The organism is Bradyrhizobium sp. BRP19, from assembly GCF_020194195.1.
GTDB lineage: Bacteria > Pseudomonadota > Alphaproteobacteria > Rhizobiales > Xanthobacteraceae > Bradyrhizobium > Bradyrhizobium yuanmingense.
In genome coordinates this window covers 62,655-86,212 of record NZ_JADYVZ010000003.1, presented here as the reverse complement: position 1 = coordinate 86,212, position 23,558 = coordinate 62,655, and the positions used below count along the sequence as shown (strand labels likewise).

The 23,558-nt window shown below is 64.2% G+C and carries 26 protein-coding genes; 9 read left to right on the top strand and 17 right to left on the bottom strand.

Features of this window, described 5'->3' with window-relative positions:
* Positions 1–4: 4 nt before the first annotated feature.
* The 5 genes from I6F36_RS10680 to I6F36_RS10660 all read right to left on the bottom strand — a co-directional run bounded on the left by I6F36_RS10680 (position 5) and on the right by I6F36_RS10660 (position 2,347).
* Positions 5–208 carry a hypothetical protein gene (locus I6F36_RS10680; RefSeq protein WP_036007290.1) on the bottom strand — a complete coding sequence of 68 codons (204 nt, stop codon included), beginning with the start codon at positions 206–208 and terminating at the stop codon, positions 5–7.
* 39 nt (positions 209–247) lie between these two features.
* The gene (locus I6F36_RS10675; protein ID WP_225171405.1) at positions 248–676 is read right to left on the bottom strand and encodes an SRPBCC domain-containing protein; all 429 of its coding nucleotides are present in this window, start codon (positions 674–676) and stop codon (positions 248–250) included.
* The gene (locus I6F36_RS10670; protein ID WP_157281764.1) at positions 673–996 is read right to left on the bottom strand and encodes a helix-turn-helix transcriptional regulator; all 324 of its coding nucleotides are present in this window, start codon (positions 994–996) and stop codon (positions 673–675) included. The genes I6F36_RS10675 and I6F36_RS10670 overlap by 4 nt, the downstream gene beginning before the upstream one ends.
* Positions 997–1,225: 229 nt before the next feature.
* Positions 1,226–1,675, bottom strand: a complete 450-nt coding sequence (locus I6F36_RS10665; protein WP_225171404.1) for a DsrE family protein — start codon at positions 1,673–1,675, stop codon at positions 1,226–1,228.
* Positions 1,676–1,714: 39 nt separating this feature from the next.
* A complete protein-coding gene (locus I6F36_RS10660) occupies positions 1,715–2,347 on the bottom strand; it encodes a hypothetical protein (protein ID WP_225134505.1) in 633 nt (210 codons plus the stop codon).
* A gap of 304 nt (positions 2,348–2,651) precedes the next feature.
* Between I6F36_RS10660 and I6F36_RS10655 the strand changes: the two genes are divergently transcribed.
* Positions 2,652–4,217: an SUMF1/EgtB/PvdO family nonheme iron enzyme gene (locus tag I6F36_RS10655; RefSeq protein WP_225171403.1), complete on the top strand. Its 1,566-nt coding sequence runs from the start codon at positions 2,652–2,654 to the stop codon at positions 4,215–4,217.
* Between the two features lie 17 nt (positions 4,218–4,234).
* On the top strand, positions 4,235–4,681 hold the full coding sequence (locus tag I6F36_RS10650) for a DUF4399 domain-containing protein (protein ID WP_036007306.1): 447 nt from the start codon (positions 4,235–4,237) through the stop codon (positions 4,679–4,681).
* Here the strand turns inward: I6F36_RS10650 and I6F36_RS10645 are convergent, their stop codons facing one another.
* From I6F36_RS10645 to pqqA, 10 genes are all read right to left on the bottom strand, one after another.
* Positions 4,682–5,737 carry a 2-oxoacid:ferredoxin oxidoreductase subunit beta gene (locus tag I6F36_RS10645; protein ID WP_225112120.1) on the bottom strand — a complete coding sequence of 352 codons (1,056 nt, stop codon included), beginning with the start codon at positions 5,735–5,737 and terminating at the stop codon, positions 4,682–4,684. It lies immediately after the preceding gene.
* Positions 5,734–7,581 carry a 2-oxoacid:acceptor oxidoreductase subunit alpha gene (locus I6F36_RS10640; RefSeq protein WP_192893297.1) on the bottom strand — a complete coding sequence of 616 codons (1,848 nt, stop codon included), beginning with the start codon at positions 7,579–7,581 and terminating at the stop codon, positions 5,734–5,736. Before I6F36_RS10640 ends, I6F36_RS10645 begins: the two co-directional genes overlap by 4 nt.
* Positions 7,551–9,350, bottom strand: a complete 1,800-nt coding sequence (locus I6F36_RS10635) for an FAD-dependent oxidoreductase (RefSeq protein ID WP_036007315.1) — start codon at positions 9,348–9,350, stop codon at positions 7,551–7,553. Before I6F36_RS10635 ends, I6F36_RS10640 begins: the two co-directional genes overlap by 31 nt.
* Before the next feature lie 240 nt (positions 9,351–9,590).
* On the bottom strand, positions 9,591–10,268 hold the full coding sequence (locus tag I6F36_RS10630; RefSeq protein WP_225171402.1) for a DUF4286 family protein: 678 nt from the start codon (positions 10,266–10,268) through the stop codon (positions 9,591–9,593).
* Positions 10,269–10,281: 13 nt separating this feature from the next.
* Positions 10,282–11,268: a prolyl aminopeptidase gene (gene pip / locus I6F36_RS10625; protein ID WP_225171401.1), complete on the bottom strand. Its 987-nt coding sequence runs from the start codon at positions 11,266–11,268 to the stop codon at positions 10,282–10,284.
* Positions 11,258–12,439, bottom strand: a complete 1,182-nt coding sequence (pqqE, locus tag I6F36_RS10620; protein WP_109144747.1) for a pyrroloquinoline quinone biosynthesis protein PqqE — start codon at positions 12,437–12,439, stop codon at positions 11,258–11,260. The genes pip and pqqE overlap by 11 nt, the downstream gene beginning before the upstream one ends.
* Entirely contained in the window at positions 12,436–12,747 is a 312-nt protein-coding gene (gene pqqD / locus I6F36_RS10615; protein ID WP_025034414.1) for a pyrroloquinoline quinone biosynthesis peptide chaperone PqqD, read from the bottom strand. Before pqqD ends, pqqE begins: the two co-directional genes overlap by 4 nt.
* Positions 12,748–12,759: 12 nt before the next feature.
* Entirely contained in the window at positions 12,760–13,539 is a 780-nt protein-coding gene (gene pqqC / locus I6F36_RS10610; RefSeq protein WP_225171400.1) for a pyrroloquinoline-quinone synthase PqqC, read from the bottom strand.
* Complete coding sequence (gene pqqB / locus I6F36_RS10605) at positions 13,536–14,465, bottom strand: pyrroloquinoline quinone biosynthesis protein PqqB (RefSeq protein ID WP_225171399.1); 930 nt, start codon at positions 14,463–14,465, stop codon at positions 13,536–13,538. Before pqqB ends, pqqC begins: the two co-directional genes overlap by 4 nt.
* Positions 14,466–14,595: 130 nt before the next feature.
* Positions 14,596–14,676: a pyrroloquinoline quinone precursor peptide PqqA gene (gene pqqA / locus I6F36_RS10600; RefSeq protein WP_007595659.1), complete on the bottom strand. Its 81-nt coding sequence runs from the start codon at positions 14,674–14,676 to the stop codon at positions 14,596–14,598.
* A 262-nt stretch (positions 14,677–14,938) separates the two neighbouring features.
* Between pqqA and I6F36_RS10595 the strand changes: the two genes are divergently transcribed.
* The 6 genes from I6F36_RS10595 to I6F36_RS10570 all read left to right on the top strand — a co-directional run bounded on the left by I6F36_RS10595 (position 14,939) and on the right by I6F36_RS10570 (position 19,541).
* Positions 14,939–15,196 carry a hypothetical protein gene (locus I6F36_RS10595; RefSeq protein WP_036007354.1) on the top strand — a complete coding sequence of 86 codons (258 nt, stop codon included), beginning with the start codon at positions 14,939–14,941 and terminating at the stop codon, positions 15,194–15,196.
* 232 nt (positions 15,197–15,428) lie between these two features.
* A complete protein-coding gene (locus I6F36_RS10590; RefSeq protein WP_225171398.1) occupies positions 15,429–16,829 on the top strand; it encodes an amidase family protein in 1,401 nt (466 codons plus the stop codon).
* A 2-nt stretch (positions 16,830–16,831) separates the two neighbouring features.
* A complete protein-coding gene (locus I6F36_RS10585) occupies positions 16,832–17,308 on the top strand; it encodes a glutathione peroxidase (protein ID WP_225171397.1) in 477 nt (158 codons plus the stop codon).
* An 11-nt stretch (positions 17,309–17,319) separates the two neighbouring features.
* Positions 17,320–17,562 (top strand): DUF3297 family protein, encoded by a 243-nt coding sequence (locus I6F36_RS10580; RefSeq protein WP_036007363.1) that lies wholly within the window; start codon positions 17,320–17,322, stop codon positions 17,560–17,562.
* A 161-nt stretch (positions 17,563–17,723) separates the two neighbouring features.
* The gene (gene tarD, locus I6F36_RS10575) at positions 17,724–18,893 is read left to right on the top strand and encodes a D(-)-tartrate dehydratase (RefSeq protein ID WP_225171396.1); all 1,170 of its coding nucleotides are present in this window, start codon (positions 17,724–17,726) and stop codon (positions 18,891–18,893) included.
* A gap of 360 nt (positions 18,894–19,253) precedes the next feature.
* Entirely contained in the window at positions 19,254–19,541 is a 288-nt protein-coding gene (locus tag I6F36_RS10570) for a GIY-YIG nuclease family protein (protein WP_036007372.1), read from the top strand.
* A 307-nt stretch (positions 19,542–19,848) separates the two neighbouring features.
* Here the strand turns inward: I6F36_RS10570 and I6F36_RS10565 are convergent, their stop codons facing one another.
* Entirely contained in the window at positions 19,849–21,201 is a 1,353-nt protein-coding gene (locus I6F36_RS10565) for a malonyl-CoA decarboxylase (protein WP_109144743.1), read from the bottom strand.
* Positions 21,202–21,425: 224 nt separating this feature from the next.
* Complete coding sequence (locus I6F36_RS10560; protein WP_036027245.1) at positions 21,426–22,277, bottom strand: helix-turn-helix transcriptional regulator; 852 nt, start codon at positions 22,275–22,277, stop codon at positions 21,426–21,428.
* Between the two features lie 61 nt (positions 22,278–22,338).
* Here I6F36_RS10560 and I6F36_RS10555 point away from each other — a divergent pair, with 61 nt between their 5' ends.
* The gene (locus I6F36_RS10555; RefSeq protein WP_225171395.1) at positions 22,339–23,511 is read left to right on the top strand and encodes an MFS transporter; all 1,173 of its coding nucleotides are present in this window, start codon (positions 22,339–22,341) and stop codon (positions 23,509–23,511) included.
* Positions 23,512–23,558: the final 47 nt, after the last annotated feature.

Genomic DNA, 23,558 nt, shown 5'->3' with positions numbered 1-23,558 from the left:
TCGTTCACGCGTTGCTGCGGCCGCGATAAGGCAGCGCGAACAGATAGAGCCCGGTCGCGAGCAGCGGAATCAGCGGCACCAGCGCCAGGAAGCCGATCCACACGGCCTCGACTTGCATCGTCATCGCCACGATGTTGGCGATGACGGCAAGCGTGAAAGCCATCGACAGCCAGCGATGAATCTGCCGAATCCACATAGGCGTGCTCATTGGGACCTCCTTTGAGAATGATCGGAATGGGTGGTGGAGCTAGCTCGCCCGCGCCAGCAAATCGTCCAGCTTCGCCAAAAACTGCTTCCAGCCGGCATGCGCGCCGCCGAACGCCTGTTTCTGCGTCGGGCGGAAGCCCGCCTGCTCGACGCGCAGATGGGTGCCGGCGCTCGTCGGCGTCAGTGTGAAGGTGACGATGCTCTTGAGATCGAACGCGGCGTCCTCGTGCGAGAAATTCCAGGTGTAGGCCAGCGTCCTCTGCGGCTCGATGGTGAGCACCTCGCAGTCCAGCACGCCGCCCCATTCGCCGCGCAGATTGAAGCTATGGCCGACGACCGGCTTGAAGTCGTTCTTCATCAGCCATTCCTCGATCAGATGCGGCTGCGTCAGCGCGCGCCAGAGCCGCTCGGCGGGATAGGCAAATTCGCGCTCGATCACGACGGAGCGCGTCTCGGCGGGGGCGTTCATTGGTCCATCCTCTTCAGGAGATCGTCGAGGGCATCTAACCTTTTCTGCCAGAACCCGGCCATCTGGCCGGTCCAGTCGATCAGCGGATTGAGCGCACCGGGCTGCGCGCTGTAATGGGTCTGCCGTCCTTCGTGCCGGTCGCGAACCAGGCCCGCCTGCTTCAGGGCGCCAAGATGTTTCGACACCGCCGGCTGCGACACGCCGGATCGTGCCGTCAGCGCCCCGACCGTCTGCTCCCCCTCACGGCACAGCCGCTCGAAGATCGCTCGCCGGGTGGGATCGGCGAGCGTCCTGAACAGAAGGTCGGGGGTGGGAGGCATGAAAAATCCATAACCGGGAGGTTATGGGTAGACTCATAACTGTAGAGTTATGGGTGAGTCAAGTGGACTTGGAGGGAAATGGCTGTCGCTCGCGCAACGTCCTCCGCCGTCATTGCGAGCGCAGCGAAGCAATCCAGAATCCCTCCTCGGAGACAGTCTGGATTGCTCCGTCGCAAGGGCTCCTCGCAATGACGCGGAAAGGGCTGCGCCAGCCATCGCCGTGCCCGGCCTACGGCCGTAAATACAAATACCCCTGCGACTGCAGCTCGGCCAGCCGGACCACGCCGCCCTTCTCGGCGTTGATGAAACCCGGCAGCAGCTCGCTCAGCGTCACGTTCTGCGCTTTCATCGTGTTGCCGCAGGCGGCGAGCTCGATGCCGCCCTGGGAGAAGTCACCGACGCGCTTGCTGACGTCGGGGTTGGCCTGCGCCGAGTGAAACGCCTTCAGCGCCGGGCCGTGGATCACCAGCGCGATCGTCACATGCTCTGGGCCGCCGACCCCGTCGATGTGGTTCTGGATGTTTCCGAGCACGAAATGGACCTTGTCGGCGTCGCTGAGATGGTAGGCGACTTTCAGCTTGCTACTCGCGCTCACTTCCGTCGCGGCTCTGGCGCCGGAGGCGCCGAGTGCTGCGCCCAAAGCCGAGACGGCGCTCCACAAGATGCTGCGGCGGTTCATGGCATTCTCCCTGGATTGCCTGACATTGCCGCAGGCATATCACTTGTGGCGCAGCGCCGCGAGTTCCTTGCGATCGGTCACCAGCGAGGCGCACTCGCGATTGTCGGCCCGGTCGAGCCGGAAAATCTTGTCGTCGGCGCCGGCGGTCAGCGAATGCTCGGCGTCATCGTCCGGCTTGTTGTTCTGCCAGACCCTGACACGTTCGAGCCGGACGATCGCGGACTTGTCGTCCTTGGAGAGCGCAACGCCGATGCCGCCGCCATCGCAGTCGACGCCGCAGCCGAGGCGGACCTCGTCGCCGCTCCTGGTGAATACGGCGTGGTTGCACGAGCCGCTGGAGTCGAAATCGCCGCTGCGATGACGGTACCTGAAGCCGAGGCGGAAGGAATGGTGAAGCTCCTTGTCCTCCTTGTCGAATTCCGCGGAGATCAGCAGCTTCATCGCGGCGACCTTCTGCTTCGGATGCCGCGCCAGATGGTCGGCATCGTAGCGGCGGACGAAGCAGGCATAGGCCTTGTCGCCGGGAGGCTTCGCATACATCCGCGTATTGAAGGTCTCGGCCTCGGCCTTGCTGGCCTCGCGAATATCATCGCCGTCATCGGCCCGGGCAGCGCCGGTCAATGCAGCCAAGGCAAGGGGAAGAACAAGCGGAAGGACAAGGGCAAGCTTCATGGTCGCACCGAGCGCCTGATGGGCATCCGCCCGCCATCCGCGGGCCGGTCTGCCATTGGTCGCAGGCGAAGTGGAGCGCGTTCAACCGTCGCACGTCGCTCGTTGTCGGGCAGCGGCCACGGCGGGACTTAGTCACCGCTCCGATCAAGAAGGTTCAAGGGGTGTGACGACTTGATTGCCGGGAACCCGAACGTCGGTGCGTGCCGCGACATTGTCTCGGTTCGTCAATGTGGTAGCCTTCACAGACGACCGCCTTTGGCGCTCGTAGGCTGGGGCTGCCTTGCAAGTTTGTGGAGTCCCCCGCATGGGCGAAATTCGCAACTTCAGACCCGGAAATCACGACGAGCCGCCGCCGCACAGCGGAATGCCTCGTCGCCTTGCCGCGATCATCGTCGGTGACATCGCCTCGTACAGCCGCATGATGCAGGCCGACGAGGAAGGCACGCATGCCCGCGTCAAGCGGATCGAGCGCGACATCATCCAGCCCAGCATCATCGAGCACCATGGAAGTCTGGTGAAGACGACCGGCGACGGCTTCATCGCCATATTCGACAGTCCCGTGGAAGCCGTTCGATGCAGCATCGTCATCCAGCAGAATCTCGTCGGCCGCAACGCCTCCATTCCCAAGCATTCCCGGCTCGAATATCGGATCGGAGTCAATCTCGGTGACGTCATCGTGGAGCCGGACGACATATATGGTGACGGCGTCAACATCGCCACGCGTATCGAGGGCATCGCGGAGCCGGGGCAGGTCTTCATATCCGGCGCGATCTACGAGCAGATCAAACACAAGATCGTATGCGGCTATGAGTCGCTCGGCGACCGCAAGGTCAAGAACATCACCGATCCGGTGCGCGTGTATCGTGTGCTGCCGGACGCTGATGCGGTCGGCAAGACAAGAAGCCGGCGTGAGAACGTCCTGCTCTTTCTTCTGATCACGGCATTGCTGGTGATTGCCGGCTACGTGCTTTGGTACGTGCTGGTGCAGCACCGCAGCCAGGTGGGGCAACAGGCTGCCGCTCCCCCGATCGCGGCGCCGTTGGCTTCGCCGGCGCCGCAGTCCGTTCCGTCGTTACCGAGCCCGGCAGCACCGGCGCCACAAGCCGCACCCGCGGCTTCTCCGTTGCCCACAACGGTGCCACCGCCCGCAGCATCGCCTTCACCGTCTCCGGCATCCAGTCCATCGGTGACGCCGGTCCGGGAACCCGAAATGATCGCCATTCGTGGCGGCAGCTTCGCGATGGGAAGCAATGACGATCCGACCGAACGACCCGTCCATCAGGTCACGATCAAGCCGTTCTCGATCGGAAAATATCCGGTAACGGTGCAGGAGTGGAACGAATGCGCTGCCGCCAAGGCGTGCGGATTCACGGCCACTGGCAAGGACGATGCCCCGGTCAGCAATGTGAGCTGGACCGATGCGCAGCAATATGTCGCCTGGCTCGCGCAGGCGACAAAGAAGCCCTACCGGCTTCCGAGCGAAGCCGAATGGGAATATGCGGCACGCGGCGGGACACAGACCAAATATTGGTGGGGCGACAAGCTCCAGCCGGGCATGGCGGGCTGCAAGGATTGCGGTGAACTTGCGGCCGAGCAGCCGGCCAAGGTCGGCAGTTTCAAGCCCAATCCATTCGGGCTTTACGACATGGGCGGCGGCATCGATCAGTGGGTCGCAGACTGCTGGCACCGGACGTATCAGGGCGCGCCCAGCGACGGCTCGGCGTGGACTAGCCCTGACTGCGGCTCTCATGTCCTGCGCTCAGGCTCCTGGAAGAACGATTCGAGATATGTGCGGCCGTCAAACCGCGGTGGATACGACACCGGCGTCCGTTACCCCACGCATGGATTCCGGATCGCGCTCAGTCCGTAGGTACTGGAGTCAATTTGATGAAGATCGTTTCCTGTATCGCGCTCGCGGCCGCCATCGCATTGCTCCCCGGCGCGGCCTATCCGCAAGGCAAAACTGCGCCAAAGGACGCCAAGCTTTATTTCATCTCGCCGTATGACGGCCAGAAGATCCGTGGTGGGTTTTGGGTCCGGTTCGGCCTGCGCAACATGGGCGTGACGCATGCCGGTGACGACTACCACAATGCCGGCCACCATCATCTGTTGATCGATGTGAAAGACCCCATTGATGCCAAGGAGCCGATTCCGCAGGACAAGTCCCATCTGCATTTCGGAGCCGGACAAACCGAAACGTTTCTCGAGCTTCCGCCGGGCACGCACACGCTGCAACTGGTGCTTGGCGACGCCAAGCACTATCCGTTCGAACCACCCGTCGTGTCGGAGAAGATCACGATACGCGTTAGGCCGGCGGCATCAGCGCGAAGATGATCACCGCAGGCTGGCGTTGATCTTGTCCAGCACCGCCGAGCCCGGGCAGAGCGTGTCCGCCTCCAGCGCGTTGAGCGGCGTCTCGACCGTGTTGAGATGCTCGTGCAGGTCTTCGGCCTCAGGGTCGACGTACAGAAGACCGGTGACGATCTGGCCCTTGGCGGCGTGCCTTGCTAGGAAGGTCTGGGCGCCCAGGCGGTCGTGCGGATCGTAATCCGCATCGATCTTGCGCAGCGCGATCTTGCTGCCGTCGTGCTGCTCGACCACCTGCACCGTGCCGGGCGCGTAGTCCACCGCAATCGGGTCGCGGCCGACCAGCACGTCGAGCCGGTTCACGGCGTCATTGTGCTCGCGGACATAGTCGAAGCTCTTGGTCGAGCCGGCATGGTTGTTGAAGGCGATGCAGGGGCTGATCACGTCGATGAAGGACGCGCCCTTGTGGCCGATCGCGGCGGCGATCAGCGGCACCAGCTGGCTCTTGTCGCCGGAGAACGAGCGCGCCACGAAGGTGGCCCCTAACTGCAGCGCGATGGCGACGAGGTCGATGGCGTTGTCGGTGTTGGTGACGCCCTTCTTGCTCTTCGAGCCGCGATCGGCGGTCGCCGAGAACTGGCCCTTGGTCAGGCCGTAAACGCCGTTGTTCTCGACGATATAGGTCATGTTGACGCCGCGCCGGATCGAATGCGCGAACTGCCCGAAACCGATCGAGGCGGAATCGCCATCGCCGGAGACGCCGAGATAGATCAGCTCGCGGTTGGCGAGGTTGGCGCCTGTCAGCACGGATGGCATGCGGCCGTGCACGGAATTGAAGCCGTGCGAATTGCCGAGGAAATAGTCCGGCGTCTTCGACGAGCAGCCGATGCCGGAGATCTTCGCCACCCGATGCGGCTCGATCGAGAGCTCGTAGCAGGCTTCGATGATCGAGGCCGTGATCGAATCGTGGCCGCAGCCCGCGCACAGCGTCGAGATCTTGCCCTCGTAGTCCCGATGCGTGTAGCCGAGCGCGTTCTTCTTCAGGCCTGGATGATGGAATTTGGGCTTTGCGATGTAGGTCATGACACGGCCTTGCGGAGCGGGGTCACCTTGAGGTGATCCTGGTGGTCGCCAATGGCTTTGGCGATGAAGCGGGCGGTGATCGGCGTGCCGTCGTAATGCACGATCGGCACCAGCCGGACGGGATCGATGCCGTTCTCGTTGACGATGAGCTGGCGCAGCTGGCTGTCGCGGTTCTGCTCGACGACGTATACGAAATCGTGCTCGGCGAGGAAGCTGGCCACGCTGGAATGGAACGGGAAGGCGCGGATGCGCAGGCGGTCGAGCTGATGCCCGCGCGCTTCCAGCAGGCCGATCGCCTCGTCCATCGCCGGCGAGGTTGAGCCGAAATAGATCACGCCATATTTGGTCGGCCGTTCCGCATTGGCCTGCAGCGGACGCGGCACGAGGTCCTGCGCGGTCTCGAACTTGCGCATCAGGCGCTGCATGTTGTCGGCGTAGACCGTGCCTTCCTCGGAGTAGCGCGCATAGCGGTCCCGCGACGTGCCGCGGGTGAAGTAGGAGCCCTTGGTCGGATGCGTGCCGGGATAGGTGCGGTAGGGAATGCCGTCGCCGTCGACGTCGAGATAGCGGCCGAAGTCGCGGCCTTCCTCCAGCATCGCCGCCGTCATCACCTTGCCGCGGTCATATTGCCTGGCATCGTCCCACTTCAGTGGACGGCAGAGCCGGTGATTCATGCCGATGTCGAGATCGAGCATCAGGAAGATCGTGGTCTGCAGCCGCTCGGCGAGATCGAAGGCGGCCGCCGCGAACTCGAAGGCCTCGGCCGGGTCCTCGGGGAACAGCAGCACATGCTTGGTGTCGCCGTGCGAGGCATAGGCGCAGGCGATGATGTCGCATTGCTGGGTGCGGGTCGGCATGCCCGTGGAGGGGCCGGCGCGCTGGATGTTCATGATCACGGCCGGGATCTCTGCGAAGTACGAGAGGCCGATGAACTCCGTCATCAGCGAGATGCCGGGGCCGGAGGTCGCCGTGAAGGCGCGGGCGCCGTTCCAGGACGCGCCGATCACGATGCCGATCGACGCGAGCTCGTCCTCGCCCTGCACGATCGCGTATTTCGCCCTGCCCGTTTCAGGATCGTGCCGGTACTTCTTGCAATGGGCGGTGAAAGCCTCGGCCACCGACGAGGACGGCGTGATCGGATACCAGGCACACACGGTGGCGCCACCATAGACCGCGCCGAGCGCGGCGGCGCTGTTGCCCTCGATGAAGATGCGGTCGCCGACCTTGTCGGACTTCTTCACGCGCAGCCCAATCGGACATTTCAGGTTCTGCAGCGCCCAGTCGCGGCCGAGATGCAGCGCATGGACGTTGGAGGAGAGCAGCTTCTCCTTGCCTTTGTACTGCTCGCCGATCAGCTGCTCGATCAGCTTGGGGTCCATGTCGAGCAACGCGCTGAGCGCGCCCAAATAGATGATGTTCTTGAACAGCTGTCGCTGACGCGGATCGGTATAGGTCGAGTTGGTGATCGCAGTCAGCGGCACGCCGATCACTGTGATGTCGTCGCGGAATTTGGTCGACGGCATCGGCTTGGTGGAATCGTAGAACAGGTAGCCGCCGGGCTCGATGCCGGCGACGTCCTTGTCCCAGGTCTGCGGATTCATCGCCACCATCATGTCGACGCCGCCGCGTGCGCCGAGATGGCCGGCTTCCGTCACGCGCACCTCGTACCAGGTCGGCAGGCCCTGGATGTTGGAGGGGAAGATGTTGCGTGGGCTGACAGGCACGCCGTGGCGCAGGATCGCGCGCGCGAACATCTCGTTGGCGCTGGCCGAGCCCGAGCCGTTGACGTTGGCGAAGCGGACGACGAAGTCGTTTACGCTGCTGATCGGCTTTTTGTCGGACATGTCGAACCTGCGTGGGTCATCTCGATGAAATATTTCTGCATGTCCCAGGCGCCGGTGGGACAGCGCTCGGCGCACAGCCCGCAATGCAGGCAGACATCCTCGTCCTTCACCATCACCCGCCCGGTCTTCAGGTCCGAGGAGACGTAGAGGTCCTGGTCCGGATGCGCGGAGGGCGCCTTCAGGCGCTGGCGCAGATCGCTTTCCTCGCCGTTGGCGGTGAAGGTGATGCAATCCATCGGGCAGATGTCGGCGCAGGCGTCGCACTCGATGCAGAGCGAGGTCGAGAACACGGTCTGCACGTCGCAGTTCAGGCAGCGATGCGCTTCGCCGAGCGCCAGCTTGACATCATAGCCGAGCTCGACCTCGGCGCGGATGTCCTTCAGCGCAACGACCTTGTCGCGATGCGGTACCTTATAGCGCTTGTCGGGCGAGATGTCGTTGTCATAGCTCCATTCGTGGATGCCCATCTTCTGCGAGGAGATTTGCACCTCCGGCAGCGGCCGTTCGTCGACCGCTTCGCCCGAGAGCATCTTGTGGATCGACAGCGCGGCGTCATGGCCGTGCGCGACCGCCCAGATGATGTTCTTCGGGCCGAACGCGGCATCGCCGCCGAAGAACACTTTCGGATTGGTCGAGGCGAAGGTCTTCGGATCGACCTTCGGCATGTGCCATTTGTCGAACTCGATGCCGCAATCCTGCTCGATCCAGGGGAAGGCGTTCTCCTGACCGACCGCGACCAGCACGTCGTCGCAGGGAATGGTCTGATCGGGATCGCCCGAAGGCACCAGATTGCGGCGGCCTTTGGCGTCGTATTCGGCTTTGACGTGCTGGAAGGTGACGCCGATCAGCTTGCCGGCGACATGCTTGAAGGCCACCGGGACCATGTAGTTGAGGATCGGGATATCCTCGTGGATCGCGTCTTCCTTCTCCCAGGGCGAGGCCTTCATCTCGTCGAAGCCGGAACGCACGACCACCGTGACTTTCTCGCCGCCGAGCCGGCGCGCGGTGCGGCAGCAATCCATCGCGGTGTTGCCGCCGCCGAGCACGATGACGCGCTTGCCTATCTTGTCGACATGGCCGAACGACACATTGGCCAGCCATTCGATGCCGATATGGATGTTGGCGGCGGCCTCTTTCCGGCCGGGAAGCTCGAGCTCGCGGCCGCGCGGCGCGCCGGAGCCGACGAAGATGGCGTCGTATTTCTCGGCAAGCAGCGCCTTCATGCTGTCGATGCGGTGGCCGCCTTTGAACTCGACGCCGAGACCCAGGATGTAGCCGGTCTCCTCGTCGATCACCGAATTGGGCAGGCGGAATTTCGGGATCTGCGTGCGCATCATGCCGCCGGCTTCCGGGTCGGCATCGAACACGGTGCAGTGATAGCCGAGCGGCGCGAGATCGCGCGCCACCGTCAGCGAAGCGGGACCGCCGCCGACCAGCGCGACGCGCTTGCCGTTCTTCGGCCCGGGCTTCGGCAGCCGCTGCCTGATGTCGTCCTTGAAATCCGCGGCGACGCGCTTGAGGCGGCAGATCGCGACAGGGTTTTCCTCGACGCGTCCGCGCCGGCACGCCGGCTCGCAGGGACGATCGCAGGTGCGTCCCAGAATGCCGGGAAATACGTTCGATTTCCAATTGATCATGTAGGCATCGCTGTAGCGGCCTTGGGCGATCAATCGGATGTATTCGGGAACCGGGGTGTGCGCAGGACAGGCCCATTGGCAATCGACCACTTTGTGAAAGTAGTCGGGGGCCGCGATGTCGGTCGGTTTCATTCCTACCCTGTCCGCGCAGGCCCGAAGACCCCGCGGCCTTTTTTGTTTGAGCTTGGCGAGCGCTTAACGCGCTTCGATCTGGTTTCTGAATGACGTCATTGGGTTAGCTTATTAGAACCGTTCCGAAGTACAACGGCAAATTTGCGCGCGTCACCGCTTTCATGGGAGGTACGCGTGCACAGCATTAACGCGGGGCGCACCAGATGCGTGCGTTGCAATATGCTGCGATGCGGATGCCGTTCAGCCGCGCGCGACATCGCTCTTGGCGAGGTCCCACATCAGGCAGTAGGTGCCGACGGAGATGGGGAGCGGGAAGGGCGCCGCAGCCGGGCCGGTGAAGCGCTCGGCGATGACGGCGGAGACCGCATTGACATGCGTGCCGTCGATCAGCACGAACCAGTCGCGCGCGCCCTCGTTGCGCACCGCCGGAATTCCCGCCGTTGCGCCCGACAATTCCGGCTCGCTTTCGAGCAGGTGCATCGAGATGATGCCGTCGCGGTCCAGCGGCGCCAGCTTTTCTTGCAGCGCATCACGCCACGCACCGGCGTTGTCGGGCGTCGGCCGCAGCCGCACCAGGCCGAGCGAGGCGCCGCGGCCAGTACCCTTGCTGATCGTGATGCGCGCGACCACGCGCAGCATGTCCCTGAAGCGCGCCATGGATCGCCGCGACCATTCGGTCTGGTCGGCGAGCCGCGCCCGGTAGGCGGGGCTGTCGAGCACGCCGAGCGTTTCGGTCGAGTACAGCGAGAGATATTTGGGGTTAGCGGCATGCGCGACATAGCGCCGCGCTTCGAGAAATCCGTCGATCGCGACGCGCTCTTCCAGATGCTCGCGATCGTACCAGCGGTTGAAATCGGCCTCGTCCGAAGCGTCGATGTTCATCGACGTCAGCAGCATGCCCTTTCCGGCGAGCGGCATTCTTCTTGTCCTCTCATCGCCCGATCTTCGACGCAAGGTCCGCGATCGACTTCATGACCGCGTCCCTCACGCCGCCATCATAGAGCGAATGCCCGGCTTCTTCCACGATGCGAAGCTCGGAACCGGGCCATACTTTCGCAAGGGCCTGCGCTGTCGCGGGAGCACACAACAGATCATAGCGACCCTGCACGATCATGCCGGGAATGCCGTCGAGCCGGGCCGCGTTCCGCAGCAGCTGGTCCTCGTTCATGAAGCTGTCGTTGATGAAATAATGCGCTTCCATGAACGGCGTCGCCGGCAATGTGCGCCAGACGTTCAGCCCGGCGAGGTCGAGCCGCGTCCGTGCCGGCTTGTGCTCGGACAAGACGCGCTCGGTGTCGTGCCAGGCCTTCGCCGCCGGGCCATGCACGGCAGGGTCGGCATCGAGGATGCGGCGCCAATAGGCATCCACCGGCCGGTCGCGTTCCTCTGGCGGCAGCACGCTGAGGAAATCCTCGTACAGCGCCGGATGGAATTGCGACAGGCGCGAGGTGAAGGCCGTCTCGACTTCTGCTCGCGTGCCGAGAAACGTCGCGCGCAGCGCAATGCCCGAGACGTGCTCGGGATGCGCCTCTGCATAAGCCAGCGCCAGCGTCGCGCCCCAGGAGCCGCCGACCACCATCCACCGTTCGAAGCCGAATTTTTCGCGGATCTTTTCCATGTCCGCGATCAGGTGCGCAATGGTGTTGTGCTCGCGCGATCCCTTGGGCCGGCTGCGGCCGCAGCCGCGCTGGTCGAACAGCACGGCGCAGAAGCGGTCGGGATCGAACAGCCGGCGATGGTCGGGCTGGCAGCCGCTGCCGGGCCCGCCATGCAGATAGACCGCGGGGATGCCGTCGCTGCGGCCGACGCTCTCGACATAGAGCTCATGGCCGTCGCCGACGTCGAGCATATCGGAGGTCAGCGGTGCAAAGGGATCAGTGCGTTTGGCCGCTGTGCCCGCGTCGGCGTCAGGCGTCATTCTCGGATTCCAGGGTGCCGCCGGCGAAGTTGCGATAGAGGAAGCGGCTGGTGTCGCCTGCGGCCTCGGCTTCCGCCTGCTTGAAGATGGTCTCGTGCAGCGGCGACAGCGCGCAGGCCGGGTCGGTGTTGGCGGCGTCCCCGGTCAGCGCGAAGGCCTGGCAGCGGCAGCCGCCGAAATCGATCTCGCGGAACTCGCAACTCTTGCACGGCTCCTTCATCCAGCCGGTGCCGCGATAGCGGTTGAAGGCCTCCGAGTTCTGCCAGATCCAGGCGATCGAATGGTTGGAGCGCACCGATTCGAAATCGAGCCCGGTGATGCTCTCGGCGGCATGGCAGGGCAGCACCTTGCCGGCGGGCGAGATGTTGAAGAACTGCCGGCCCCAGCCGCCCATGCATTTCTTCGGCCGCAGCGCGTAATAATCCGGCACCACGTAGTCGATGGTCAGTCGGCCCTTCAGCCGCTCGCGCGCCTCCTCAACGAGGCGGGTACACTCATCGAGCTGCGCCACGGTTGGCATCAGCGCGGCGCGGTTCTTCAGCGCCCAGCCGTAATATTGCACATTGGCGACCTCGAGCCGGTCGGCGTCGAGATCGAGCGCCATCTGGATGATGTCGGGCAGCTGGTGCAGGTTCTGCCGGTGCATCACCGCGTTCACGGTGAGCGGCAGGTCGAGCTCGCGCGTCCATTTCGCGACTTCGAGCTTCTTGCGGTGGCCGCCTTTGTAGCCGGCAACGCGATCTGCGAGGCCGTCCTCGATGCCCTGGAACGAGATCTGCACATGGCAGAGCCCGGCATCTGCGAGATCGCTGAGCCTCTCGCGCGTCAGCAGCACGGCCGAGGTGATGAGATTGGTATAGAGCCCGGCGTCGCTGGCATGCTTGACCAGCTCGACGAGATCTTTCCGTGCCGTCGGCTCGCCACCGGAGAAATGCACCTGGAGCACGCCGATCTCGGCGAGCTCGCTCAAGACCTTCTTCCATTCCTCGGTCGTCAGCTCCTTGCCGGAGCGGTCGAGCTCGACCGGGTTGGAGCAATAGGGACATTGCAGCGGGCAGCGATGGGTGATCTCGAGCAGCACGGCGAGCGGAATGCCGAACGTCTCCGCCGTCGAGCGCTGCTTCTCAAGCACCGCGAGGCTGTCGCTGGGCGGGATGGTCACGTCGCTCATGACGTCTTCTCCCTGATCTCGGTGAGAAAGCCCTTGTCGGCGAGATCCTGCAGCATGGCGATGACGTCGGCCAGGATCGCCTCGCGCGGCGCTGCGTACTTTGCGGCGAGCTGATCGGCGACGTCGCCGACATTGCGCTCGCCGTTGCAGAGTTGCAAGACCTCGACCGCAATCTCGTCCGGCGCCAGCACGCGCTCCGGCGCCAGGATCACCCAGACCTTGCGGGTCTCGTCATATCTGAGCTTGGCATGCCGCGGCAGCACGGGGCGGCTCGCCTCGCTGACGCTGATGTTCCGCGGCCCGGCCATTGCTTTTAATCCTTAGCTCGCTTTGGGCACGAACGCGCCCGGCGGAATGTGGCCCTCGACATAGGCATGCTGGAGCGCATCCAGCTGCACCCACAGCACGTTGGTCTTGAAGATCAGCGCGTTGCAGACCTGCGCGCGCTGCTCCGGCGTCGTGGCGTGCCTCTTGACATAATCGAGCGCAAAATTGGCGTCGCGCGGCGCCTGGGTCAGGCGGCGCTTGAAGTAGCTCATGATATCGGGGTTGACGAAGTCGTAGTGCTCCAGCATGCCCGAGATGCGTTCTTCATGCAGGTTCGGCGCGAACAACTCGGTGAGCGAGGAGGCGATCGCCTCCAGCGGGCTTTTTTCGCGGCAGAAGTGCACATAGGCTTCCACCGCGAAGCGCGTCGCCGGCAAGATGCCTTCGGTGGATTCGACGTAAGCGGTGTCGAGCCCGAGCCCTTCGGTCAGCTTGATCCAGCGCTCGATGCCGCCCTCGCTGTCGACATCGCCGTCATGGTCTTCGATGCGATGGCGCCATTCCAGCCGCGTGGCGCGGTCGCGGAAGCGGGAGATCACCACCGCGTCCTTGATCGGAATGGTGCTCTGGTAATAGTAGCGGTTGAGCGCCCAGGCCTGCACCTGGCCCTTGTTCAGCTTGCCGCCATGCAGCAGCTTATGGAACGGGTGCAGGCTGTGATAACGCGTGGCGCCGATGTGGCGCAGCGTTGCCTCCAGCTCCTCGGCGGAGTTGAGCTTCAAGTCCTTGCCGATCGAGAGCGCGGTCATTCCAGTCAGTGATGCGGCGTTCACAGCACGATCTCCGTTCCATCCGCGGGTATCTGCCAGCCCGCCTCCTCAGTGAGCTTGCGCTCGGGCGAGCCGGGCAGCAGCGCCGGATTCGAGTTATTGATATGCAGAAACAGCTTCCTGTCGATATTGAGATCGGCCAGCCGGGCGATGGCGCCGTCCTCGCCGGACATGGCGACATGGCCCATGCTCTTGCCGGTCTTGTGGCCGAGGCCGGCCCTGATCATCTCGTCGTCGCGCCAGACGGTGCCGTCGAAGAACACTAGTGAAGCGCCGTCGATCTCGGCCTTGAGCGCGTCGGTCACCTCGGCGCAGGCCGCGATGAAGTAGAAGAACTTGCCCGTGGCCTTGTCGGTGATCTTCAGGCCCAGCGTGTCGCCGTCGCCGCTCTCGCCGCCCGGATGCACCTTGCCTTCGAGATACCAGGCCGACTTGCCCGGCACGGCAAAGGGCAGCACCTCGAGCCCCGAGCGCGTGCCGTCGGGCAGCCGCGGCTCGAACGGCTCGCGGATCGCGATCGGCTGGCGCCGCACGTTCTTCTCGTTCAGCACGTTGAAGATGCTGTTGGAGCTGAGGATCGCCAGCACCTTCTCGTGCGCATAGATCGTGAAGGGCGAGCCTTCGCGCATCGACAGCAGGCCGGCCACCGCATCGACTTCGCTGTTGGTCAAGATCACGCCCGCAATCGGCGTGTGGCGCAGCGCGCCCGCCCTTGGGTGCAGCTGCGGCGTGGCGTTCAATTGCTGGCGAAGATCGGGGGAGGCGTTGATCAGGAACCAGTGCTCGCCGTCGCCGCTGAAGGCGACCGAAGCCTGGGTTCGAAACAGCTCTTGTCCCTTCGCACGAGCCGCGCGGCAGCCTTCGCAGCCGCAATTCCACTGCGGAACTCCGCCGCCGGCCCCGGCGCCCAGGACGACGACGCGAAGCATGATCCGTCTCCTGGAGGCGAATTGGCGAGGTGGATCTCAGGCCGAGACAGTTTCGGACAAGGTTTCTCTCTGCCGGAAACGTATCGTGACCGAAAGAACCACCTGCGCAGAACGCGTTTCCACCAGCCGCTTACTTGCGGGTGGCGCTCACATACATATTGATTTCCATGCCGCAGGGCACTTCGACGATCTTAGGGGCTTTCCAGGCCATTTGGCTCTCCATTTTCGCGAATTCGGACGTATCCGCCCATTGGACAAATTAGTGCGGACGGCAAAGTTCGCCAGTGAAATTTTCCCGACCTAGGTAGTAGGCTGCGGGAATTGTTGCACTGCAAAGATGGCGTATTGCGGCCGCAAAGATGAGCGGATCAGATACGCAAAATTGCCGATAGGTCGTGATCCCTGTCGGGATAAACCAGTTGTGAGTAAGGACCGGCTTCTCATCGGCGACAGACGACCCCATTGGATCACGCATGCCCAGATATTTCTTCAACACCCGCATCGGCGACGAACTGATCGTGGATCCTGACGGCGAGGACCTGCGCAACCCCGATCGCGCCTGGGAGGTCGCGCGCCAGATGATCCTTGAGGTCGTGAAGTCGGAAGGAACCCAGCCGGCGCTGCTGGAGGCCGTCATCGAGGTCACCGACGCCGACGGCGAGATCGTGCTGGAGTTTCCCTTCACCGAAGCGCTGCTCGACATGCCGGACCAGTCCGCGACGAGGCATTAGCCGGACGCGGTAGGGTAACGGGCTCACCGCTCTCTCCACGTCATTGCGAGCGTAGCGAAGCAATCCAGAATCCCTCCCCGGAGGCAGCCTGGATTGCTTCGTCGCAAGGGCTCCTCGCAATGACGGAGAATGAGGCAACGCCCGGCGCAAAACCCGCCTTTCACCCCCGCGAAATCCGCATGGCTTTGCCGCGTTCCCGGCGCTAAAAGACGCCTGTCATACGGAGCAAGCCATGCAAGATCTCTGGCGCCTGTCGGCCGCCGACCTCGCCACCCTCGTCAGGTCCAAAAAAGTCTCCGCCAGGGAGGCCGCCAAGGCCGGTCTCGCGCGGCTCGATGCCGTCAATCCCCAGCTCAACGCGGTGATCGACCACCGGCCGGATGACGTGCTCAAGCAGGCCGATGCCGTCGATGCCGCAATTAGCCGGGGCGAGGACCCCGGCGTCCTCGCGGGCGTGCCCGTCACCATCAAGGCCAATGTCGACCAGGAAGGCTTTGCCACCACCAACGGCCTCAAGCTGCAGCGCGACCTGATCGCGCGCGAGGACAATCCAGTGGTCGCCAATTTCCGGAAATCGGGCGCCATCCTGCTCGGCCGCACCAATTGCCCGGCCTTCTCCTACCGCTGGTTCACCACCAATCTCATCCACGGCGACACCAAGAACCCCCGCGACGCTTCGCTGACGCCGGGCGGCTCGTCCGGCGGCGCCGGCTCGGCGGTCGCGGCCGGCATCGGCCACATCGCGCACGGCACCGACATCGCCGGCTCGATCCGTTATCCCGCCTATGCCTGCGGCGTGCACGGTCTGCGCCCGACGCTCGGACGCATTCCCGCCTTCAACCCGGCGCTGCCGGAGCGCCCGATCGGTCCGCAGATCATGGCGGTCTCGGGCCCGCTGGCGCGCACGGTCAACGATTTGCGCATCTCGCTTGAAGCGATGTCGGCCCGCGACATCCGCGATCCCTGGTTCGCGCCGGTGCCGCTGCAAGGACCCGCACGCGACAAGCGCGCTGCGCTGTGCCTCAATCCGGGTGGCCTTGCCACCGCACCGGAGGTGAAGGACGCGGTGAGCGATGCCGGCAAGCGGCTGGAGCGCGCGGGCTGGACCGTCGATGTGATCGAGGACACGCCGCCGATGCGCGAAGCGGTGGAATGGCAGATCAAGCTCTGGCTCGGTGACGGCTATGAGGCGCAGCTGGAGATGGCCGAGCGCGAGGGCGATCCCGGCGCACTGGCCTGCCTGCGCGGCAACCGCGCCAGGGTCACGCCGATGGATCAGGCCAATTACGCCAAGGCGCTGACCCGACGCGCCACGCTGACGCGCGACTGGATGCTGTTCTTCGAAAAATACGCCGTGCTGCTGACGCCGGTCTCCGGCGAATTGCCGTTCCCCGACTATCTCGATCGCAAGGACGAGGATTCCTTCAAGCGCGTCTGGGAAGCGCAGCTGCCGCAGATCGCGATTCCCTTCATGGGATTGCCGGGCCTCGTGGTCTCCACAGGTCTCGTCGGCAGGGCGCCGGTCGGCGTGCACATCGTCTCTGGCCGCTATCGCGAGGATCTGTGCCTGCTCGCAGGCGAAGCGATCGAGGCCGGCGGCGTGCCGCCATCGCCGATCGATCCCGTGGGCTAGCGATGACCGCCATCTACGACTTCAAGGCCAACTCGCTGGCCGGCGAGGAGGTCGCCCTGCGGCGTTTCGAGGGGCAGGTGCTCTTGATCGTCAACACCGCGAGCAAATGCGGTTTCACGCCGCAATATCGCGGCCTCGAGGATCTCCATCGCGACCTCTCTCCGCGCGGCTTCTCGGTGCTCGGCTTTCCCTGCAACCAGTTCGGCACGCAGGAACCAGGGCAGGCGAGCGAGATCCAGGAATTCTGCTCGACCCATTACGACGTCACCTTTCCCCTGTTCGAGAAGATCGACGTCAACGGGCCGAAGGCGCATCCTCTGTACGAGTACCTGAAACGCCAGCAATCCGGGCTTCTCGGCGCCGCCATCAAATGGAATTTCACCAAATTCCTGGTGGACCGTAAGGGCCGCGTGGTCGCGCGCTACGCGCCGACCGCCCGGCCCGAAGGATTGCGCAATCAAATCGAAACACTATTGTGAGCGAGACAATCATGAGCGACGAATTTCCGGACCGCCTGTCGGTCGACCCGAACAGCCCCTATTACAACGCGGAGATCCTGTCGCGCGACGTCGGCATCCGCTTCAAGGGCATCGAGAAGACCAATGTCGAGGAGTACTGCATCAGCGAAGGCTGGGTCCGCGTCACCGCAGGGAACGCCAAGGACCGCCACGGCAACCCGCTGACCATCAAGGTGCACGGTCCGGTGGAGCCGTATTTCAGGGATAAGAAATAGGCTTGACCTGAGCGCGCGCCGTTCGCTCCTCGTCATTGCGAGGAGCGCGCACTCTCTCCTCGTCATTGCGAGCGCAGCGAAGCAATCCAGGATCTTTCCGCCGAGGCAGTCTGGATTGCTTCGTCGCTTCGCTCCTCGCAAAACCACTGAAGGCCCACCCCATGTCCGTCCGCATCGTCGACGTCCGCGAAATTACAAAGCCGATCTCTTCGCCGATCCGCAACGCCTATATCGACTTCACGAAGATGACGACCAGCCTCGTCGCCGTCGTCACCGATGTCGTCCGTGACGGCAAGCGCGTCGTCGGCTACGGCTTCAACTCCAACGGCCGTTACGGGCAGGGCGGCCTGATCCGCGAGCGTTTTGCTCCGCGCATCGTCGAGGCCGATCCAAAGTCGCTGCTCGACGCGGCCGGCGACAATCTCGACCCCGACAAGGTCTGGGCCGCGATGATGACCAACGAGAAGCCGGGCGGCCATGGCGAGCGCTCGGTCGCGGTCGGCACCATCGACATGGCGGTGTGGGACGCGGTGGCGAAGATCGCGGGCAAGCCGCTGTTCCGTCTGCTCGCCGAACGCCACGGTGTCAAAGCCAATCCGCGCGTCTTCGTCTACGCCGCGGGCGGCTACTATTATCCCGGCAAGGATCTCTCGATGCTGCGGGCCGAGATGCGCGGCTATCTCGATCGTGGCTACAATGTCGTCAAGATGAAGATCGGCGGCGCTGATATCGACGAGGACCGCAGGCGCATCGAGGCAGTGCTGAAGGAAATCGGCAAGGACGCGCAGCTCGCCGCCGATGCTAACGGCCGCTTCAACCTGGAGACCGCCATCGCCTACGCCAAGATGCTGCGTGACTATCCCTTGTTCTGGTACGAGGAAGCCGGCGATCCTCTCGACTACGCGCTGCAGGCCGCGCTCGCCGAATTCTATCCGGGCCCGATGGCGACGGGCGAGAACCTGTTCAGCCATCAGGACGCCCGCAATCTGATCCGCTACGGCGGCATGCGCCCCGACCGCGACTGGCTGCAATTCGATTGCGCCTTGTCCTATGGCCTGTGCGAATACCAGCGCACGCTGGAGGTGCTGAAGACCCACGGCTGGTCGCCGAGCCGCTGCATCCCGCACGGCGGCCACCAGATGTCGCTCAACATCGCCGCCGGCCTCGGCTTAGGCGGCAACGAAAGCTATCCCGACCTGTTCCAGCCCTATGGCGGCTTCCCCGACGGCGTCCGCGTCGAGAACGGCCACATCACCATGCCCGAGCTTGCAGGCATCGGCTTCGAAGGCAAGTCCGATCTCTACAAGGAGATGCAGGCGCTGGCGGAGTAGGAGTATCGTTGGAGCGCGACGTCCGCGCCACACACTCCGTCATTGCGAGCGCAGCGAAGCAATCCAGAATCTTTCCGTGGAAGCAGTCTGGATTGCTTCGTCGCAAGAGCTCCTCGCAATGACGGTGGAGGAGCCACTGGCCGCTCGCGGGCGTCTGGCCCGCAGCCCAATGTGCCGAATTGCGCGAGCTGTCGCCACACACTCCGTCATTGCGAGCGCAGCGAAGCAATCCAGGGTCTTTCCGCTTCGGCAGTCTGGATTGCTTTCGTCGCAACGGCTCCTCGCAATGACGCTGGCGAAAGCCTCGTAGTCATCTCCTGGTTGTGCTATTGTAGAAGCTGTCCTCAGCCGAGTACGATTATGAAGCAACCCTGCGTGTACATGTTCGCCAATCGTCGCAACGGAACGATCTACACGGGCGTCACCTCCAATCCGCCGCGCCGCGCGTTCGAGCATCGCGAAGGACTGGTAAAGGGTTTTTCATCGAAGTACGGCTGCAAGCTCCTCGTCTGGTACGAGCTGAACGCGACCATGTCCGACGCGATTGTGCGCGAGAAGCAGATCAAAGGTGGCAGCCGGGCGAAGAAGCTTGCGCTCATTGAGAGCCTCAATCCGAATTGGGACGATTTGTACGAGACGCTGATCTGACCGGCAGGAGATCTGCGGCTACTCGGCGAGCCGCTGCCACGTCCTCCGTCATTGCGAGCGTAGCGAAGCAATCCAGGATCTCTCCCCGGAGGCAGTCTGGATTGCTTCGTCGCAAGGGCTCCTCGCAACGACGGGGAGGGAGCGGAAGTCATCCGTGGTTGTCCGAGCCTGCGGTGGGCGGTCGTTGGGTTTCGCCAGCTGTCGCCCCACACTCCGTCATTGCGAGCGCAGCGAAGCAATCCAGAATCTTTCCACGGCGGCATTGCTTCGCTGTGCTCGCAATGACGATGTGGTAAGCGTCCGCCCCCTACGACAGCCGCATATCCAGGAGCCTTCGCCCTTCGCCCTTCAGCAGCTTCTTCACCGCGCTCGACGCCACGACCTCGCCGTCATTGGCATAGGCCTCGTGGTTCTTCTCGATGTCGTCGAGGCGGTAGAGGTAGTTGACCATGACGCCGGCGGACTCGCGCATTCCCTTGGGCGAGAGGTCGCCCAGCCAGTTGATGCGCTCCAGCCGCGCGCCGTTGCCGAGATGGAAGCGGGCGACGGAATCGATCAGCTTGCCTTTCGGCGTGCGCGCCTTGAGGAAATAGTGCGCCGCGAGCGGCTCCAGCACGGCGCGAAGCAGCGCCGCCGTCTCCGGGCTCTCGAACCATCTGGGATCGTCGAGGCGCCTCAGCACCTCGCGGTCCTCGTCCGACAGCGGCAGATCCTTGTCCTGCTTAACCCAGGCCATGAAGCCCGGCACCGGCGACAGCGTGACGAAGGTGTCGAGCTTCGGCAACTCGCGGCGCAGCTCTTCCACCACCTGCTTGATCAGGAAGCTGCCGAAGGAGATGCCGCCCAGGCCGCGCTGGGTGTTGGAGATCGAATAGAACACGGCGGTGCGCGCGCGCTCGATCGGCAGGTGCTGGCGGTCGACTGCGAGCAGGGGCTGGATCGCGCCGGGGATCGTCTCGGTCAGCGCCACCTCGACGAAGATCAAGGGCTCGTCCACCATCGCAGGATGGAAGAAGGCGTAGCAGCGCCGGTCGACCGGATCGATGCGGCGGCGCAGATCATCCCAGTCCGAGATCTCGTGCACGGCCTCATAACGGATGATCTTTTCGAGGATGTTGGCCGGCGTCGACCAGTCGATCCTGCGCAGCACGAGAAACCCCCTATTGAACCACGAAGAAAGAAGATGCGAGACGTCGCGGTCGAGCGCGGCGAGATCGGTGTGCCCGTTCATCATGCCGAGCAGATCGGCGCGCATGTTGACGAGATCGCCGGTACCGCCGGGCGCGCGGTTGAGCCGCCGGATCAGCTCCTGCCGGCGCGGCTCGGAAGCGAAGTGCAGCGAGCTTGCGTCCTCGTCGCTGGGCGCGGCCCGCCATGTCTCGATCGCCTTGGACAGGCGCTCCCGGTCGGGACCGAAATCGCGCACCAATCCCTCGAAGAAGGCGCGGCGTCCCGCAGCGTCCAGCTCCCGGTAGATGTCGAGCACCTCGCGCGCCATCGCCGTGCCCGAGGCTTCGCCCCGGCCCGACAGCAGCGCATCGCAGAGCTCGAGCAGTCCGTCGGCATCATGCTTGGTATCGGCGGCGTCCCCCCGGCGAAGCAACGTGCGGCCGCGCTCGGAGATGGTGGCAAGCAGGTCGGAGAAGAAGGCGTTGGCCATCGGGGCTTTCGTATCAGGTCTGTGCGATGCGGCAAGCTTACACGGGATTTGGGTGCAAGCCGATCACAATCAAGCAGGCGAATGCGGCATCTTTCGCTCCGCCGTGCGTTTGGAGAATGAGGGCATGCCGGAACGGGTCGATGATATGCCGGGCAGTGCTCATTCCAACGCGCTGTCATGCCCCGGCTTGACCGGGGCATCCAGTACGCCGCAGCTTCTCGATTCTAGCCGAGCCGTCTCGGCGTACTGGGTCGCCCGGTCAAGCCGGGCGACGACACCGCGTGTGCTGCAAACTCCGTCGGCGTCCGACCCGTCACCTGGCGGAATGCGGCCGAGAACGCCGGCACGCTGGCATAGCCGAGCTGGGTCGCGAGCTGCTTCACCGACACGCTCGCATCCGTCGATATCCGCTCGATCGCCGCCGCAATCCTCGCGCGCTGGCACCAGCTCTTGAAGCTCAGCTGCGTCTCGCTCGAAAACAGCCGCGACAGCGTACGCGCGGAGGTTCCGACCGCGCGCGCCAGCGTGTCGATGTCGTGCAGGCCGGTGGGATCGTCGAGCACGATCATCGCCGCGCGGCGGCAGCGCGCTTCGCGCGGCAGCGGCACGAAGGTCGCGGAATCCTCGGCCTGGTGCAATTCCAGCATCACCAGGCGCACCAGGAGCTCGGTGCGCTCTTCGGTGTTGCGCCCGTCGAACAGCGCGAGAATCGCCTGATTGAGCAGCGGCGACACCCGCACCACGAATTCCCTGGTCAGGCCGTCATAGCGCTGCTCGCGCTTCAGCCAGGACAGGTCGAAATACAGCGTGCGCATCTCGATGTCGGCCAGCAGGTCGATGGCATGCTCGAGCCCGGCCGGCACCCAGACCGCGCGGTCCGGCGGCACCAGCCAGCGTCCGGCGGGCGTCGTCACCTGCATCGTGCCCTTTGCCGCATAGATCAGCTGCGCCTCGCGGTGCATGTGCAGATCGATCCGCATCCCCTTGGGATAGTCGCGGGCGACCAGGTGCACGCCCGCGGGCGAGCGGTGGTTGCTCCGGACCTCCCGCAGGATTGGCGTTTCCAAGACAGTCATTGGCAGCATCCCGTCATGGGGAGGACATATAACTCATTTCGGACCAGGAGAGGATTCGGGAATGAACAGCCCCAGTCGGGTCATCGGTTTCGTCAACGCAGGTCATTTCATCGACCATTATTCGATGCTGATCTTCGCCGCCGCTGTCATCATCATGGGCCCGGCGCTCGGCATGGCCTATTCGGAACTTTTGCCCTACGCGACGCCGGGCTTCGTTGCCTTCGGCGCCGGCTCGCTGCTCACCGGCTGGCTGGGCGATCGCTGGAGCCGCCGCCACATGATGCTGATCTTCTTCGTCGGCATCGGCCTTTCGATGATCGCGGTCGGCTTCGTGCAGACCCCCGTGCAGCTCGGCGCGGCGCTGCTTGCGATCGGCATCTTTGCGTCGATCTATCATCCCGTCGGCACCGCCATGATCGTGTCCTACGCCGACCGGCTCGGCCGCGAGATGGGCATCAATGGCGTCTGGGGCAATCTCGGCGTGGCGTCGTCGGCCCTGGTCACCGGCGTGATCGGCCAATATCTCGGCTGGCGTTTTGCGTTCATCGTTCCTGGCGCGGTTACGGTCCTGATCGGCATCGCCTTCGCGCTGAGCGTCGTGCATGAGGACCGCAAGGGCTCGAAGCAAGCGGCGGCGCAGGCGCGGGTGGCCAGGCAGGACATGTGGCGCGTGATCCTGGCGCTGCTGATCGTGGTGATCGCGATCTCCACGACCTTCAACGCCGTCACCGTGGCGCTGCCAAAGCTGTTCGCCGAGCGCCTTGCGGACCTGACCAAGAGCCCGGCGCTGTTAGGTGTCATCGCCGCCGGCGTCTACGTGTTCGGCGCGATGACGCAGTACACGATCGGCCGGCTGCTCGACCGCTACTCCCTCAAGACGGTGGCGCTGCCACTTTCCTTCATGCTGGCGCCATTCCTGTATCTGGCCGCGAGCCTGTCCAACCTGCCGCTGATCGTCGCTTCGATCGGCATCGTCATGGGTGCGTTCGGACAGGTGACGGTCAACGACGCCATGGTCGGCAAATACACCACGGAAGAGTGGCGTTCGCGCGCCTATGCCGTGCGCTATTTCGTCGGTTTCACCGCGGCCGGCGCCTCCGTCGGTCTGGTCGCCTGGCTCTATGAGCGGGGCGGATTCGTCACCATGCTGCACGCCTTCGCCGCCCTCTGCCTGCTCGCCATCGCCGCCGCGCTGATCCTGCCGCGCGAGATCAGAACACCGCAGGTGGTGTGAGGGAGACTCTCTCCACCGTCATTGCGAGGAGCCCTTGCGACGAAGCA

Coding starts and splice junctions, on each gene's coding strand:
- I6F36_RS10680 (WP_036007290.1), bottom strand. CDS start 208: ATGAGCACGCCTATGTGGATTCGGCAGATTCATCGCTGGCTGTCGATG.
- I6F36_RS10675 (WP_225171405.1), bottom strand. CDS start 676: ATGAACGCCCCCGCCGAGACGCGCTCCGTCGTGATCGAGCGCGAATTT.
- I6F36_RS10670 (WP_157281764.1), bottom strand. CDS start 996: ATGCCTCCCACCCCCGACCTTCTGTTCAGGACGCTCGCCGATCCCACC.
- I6F36_RS10665 (WP_225171404.1), bottom strand. CDS start 1,675: ATGAACCGCCGCAGCATCTTGTGGAGCGCCGTCTCGGCTTTGGGCGCA.
- I6F36_RS10660 (WP_225134505.1), bottom strand. CDS start 2,347: ATGAAGCTTGCCCTTGTCCTTCCGCTTGTTCTTCCCCTTGCCTTGGCT.
- I6F36_RS10655 (WP_225171403.1), top strand. CDS start 2,652: ATGGGCGAAATTCGCAACTTCAGACCCGGAAATCACGACGAGCCGCCG.
- I6F36_RS10650 (WP_036007306.1), top strand. CDS start 4,235: ATGAAGATCGTTTCCTGTATCGCGCTCGCGGCCGCCATCGCATTGCTC.
- I6F36_RS10645 (WP_225112120.1), bottom strand. CDS start 5,737: ATGACCTACATCGCAAAGCCCAAATTCCATCATCCAGGCCTGAAGAAG.
- I6F36_RS10640 (WP_192893297.1), bottom strand. CDS start 7,581: ATGTCCGACAAAAAGCCGATCAGCAGCGTAAACGACTTCGTCGTCCGC.
- I6F36_RS10635 (WP_036007315.1), bottom strand. CDS start 9,350: ATGAAACCGACCGACATCGCGGCCCCCGACTACTTTCACAAAGTGGTC.
- I6F36_RS10630 (WP_225171402.1), bottom strand. CDS start 10,268: ATGCCGCTCGCCGGAAAGGGCATGCTGCTGACGTCGATGAACATCGAC.
- pip (WP_225171401.1), bottom strand. CDS start 11,268: ATGACGCCTGACGCCGACGCGGGCACAGCGGCCAAACGCACTGATCCC.
- pqqE (WP_109144747.1), bottom strand. CDS start 12,439: ATGAGCGACGTGACCATCCCGCCCAGCGACAGCCTCGCGGTGCTTGAG.
- pqqD (WP_025034414.1), bottom strand. CDS start 12,747: ATGGCCGGGCCGCGGAACATCAGCGTCAGCGAGGCGAGCCGCCCCGTG.
- pqqB (WP_225171399.1), bottom strand. CDS start 14,465: ATGCTTCGCGTCGTCGTCCTGGGCGCCGGGGCCGGCGGCGGAGTTCCG.
- pqqA (WP_007595659.1), bottom strand. CDS start 14,676: ATGGCCTGGAAAGCCCCTAAGATCGTCGAAGTGCCCTGCGGCATGGAA.
- I6F36_RS10595 (WP_036007354.1), top strand. CDS start 14,939: ATGCCCAGATATTTCTTCAACACCCGCATCGGCGACGAACTGATCGTG.
- I6F36_RS10590 (WP_225171398.1), top strand. CDS start 15,429: ATGCAAGATCTCTGGCGCCTGTCGGCCGCCGACCTCGCCACCCTCGTC.
- I6F36_RS10585 (WP_225171397.1), top strand. CDS start 16,832: ATGACCGCCATCTACGACTTCAAGGCCAACTCGCTGGCCGGCGAGGAG.
- I6F36_RS10580 (WP_036007363.1), top strand. CDS start 17,320: ATGAGCGACGAATTTCCGGACCGCCTGTCGGTCGACCCGAACAGCCCC.
- tarD (WP_225171396.1), top strand. CDS start 17,724: ATGTCCGTCCGCATCGTCGACGTCCGCGAAATTACAAAGCCGATCTCT.
- I6F36_RS10570 (WP_036007372.1), top strand. CDS start 19,254: ATGAAGCAACCCTGCGTGTACATGTTCGCCAATCGTCGCAACGGAACG.
- I6F36_RS10565 (WP_109144743.1), bottom strand. CDS start 21,201: ATGGCCAACGCCTTCTTCTCCGACCTGCTTGCCACCATCTCCGAGCGC.
- I6F36_RS10560 (WP_036027245.1), bottom strand. CDS start 22,277: ATGACTGTCTTGGAAACGCCAATCCTGCGGGAGGTCCGGAGCAACCAC.
- I6F36_RS10555 (WP_225171395.1), top strand. CDS start 22,339: ATGAACAGCCCCAGTCGGGTCATCGGTTTCGTCAACGCAGGTCATTTC.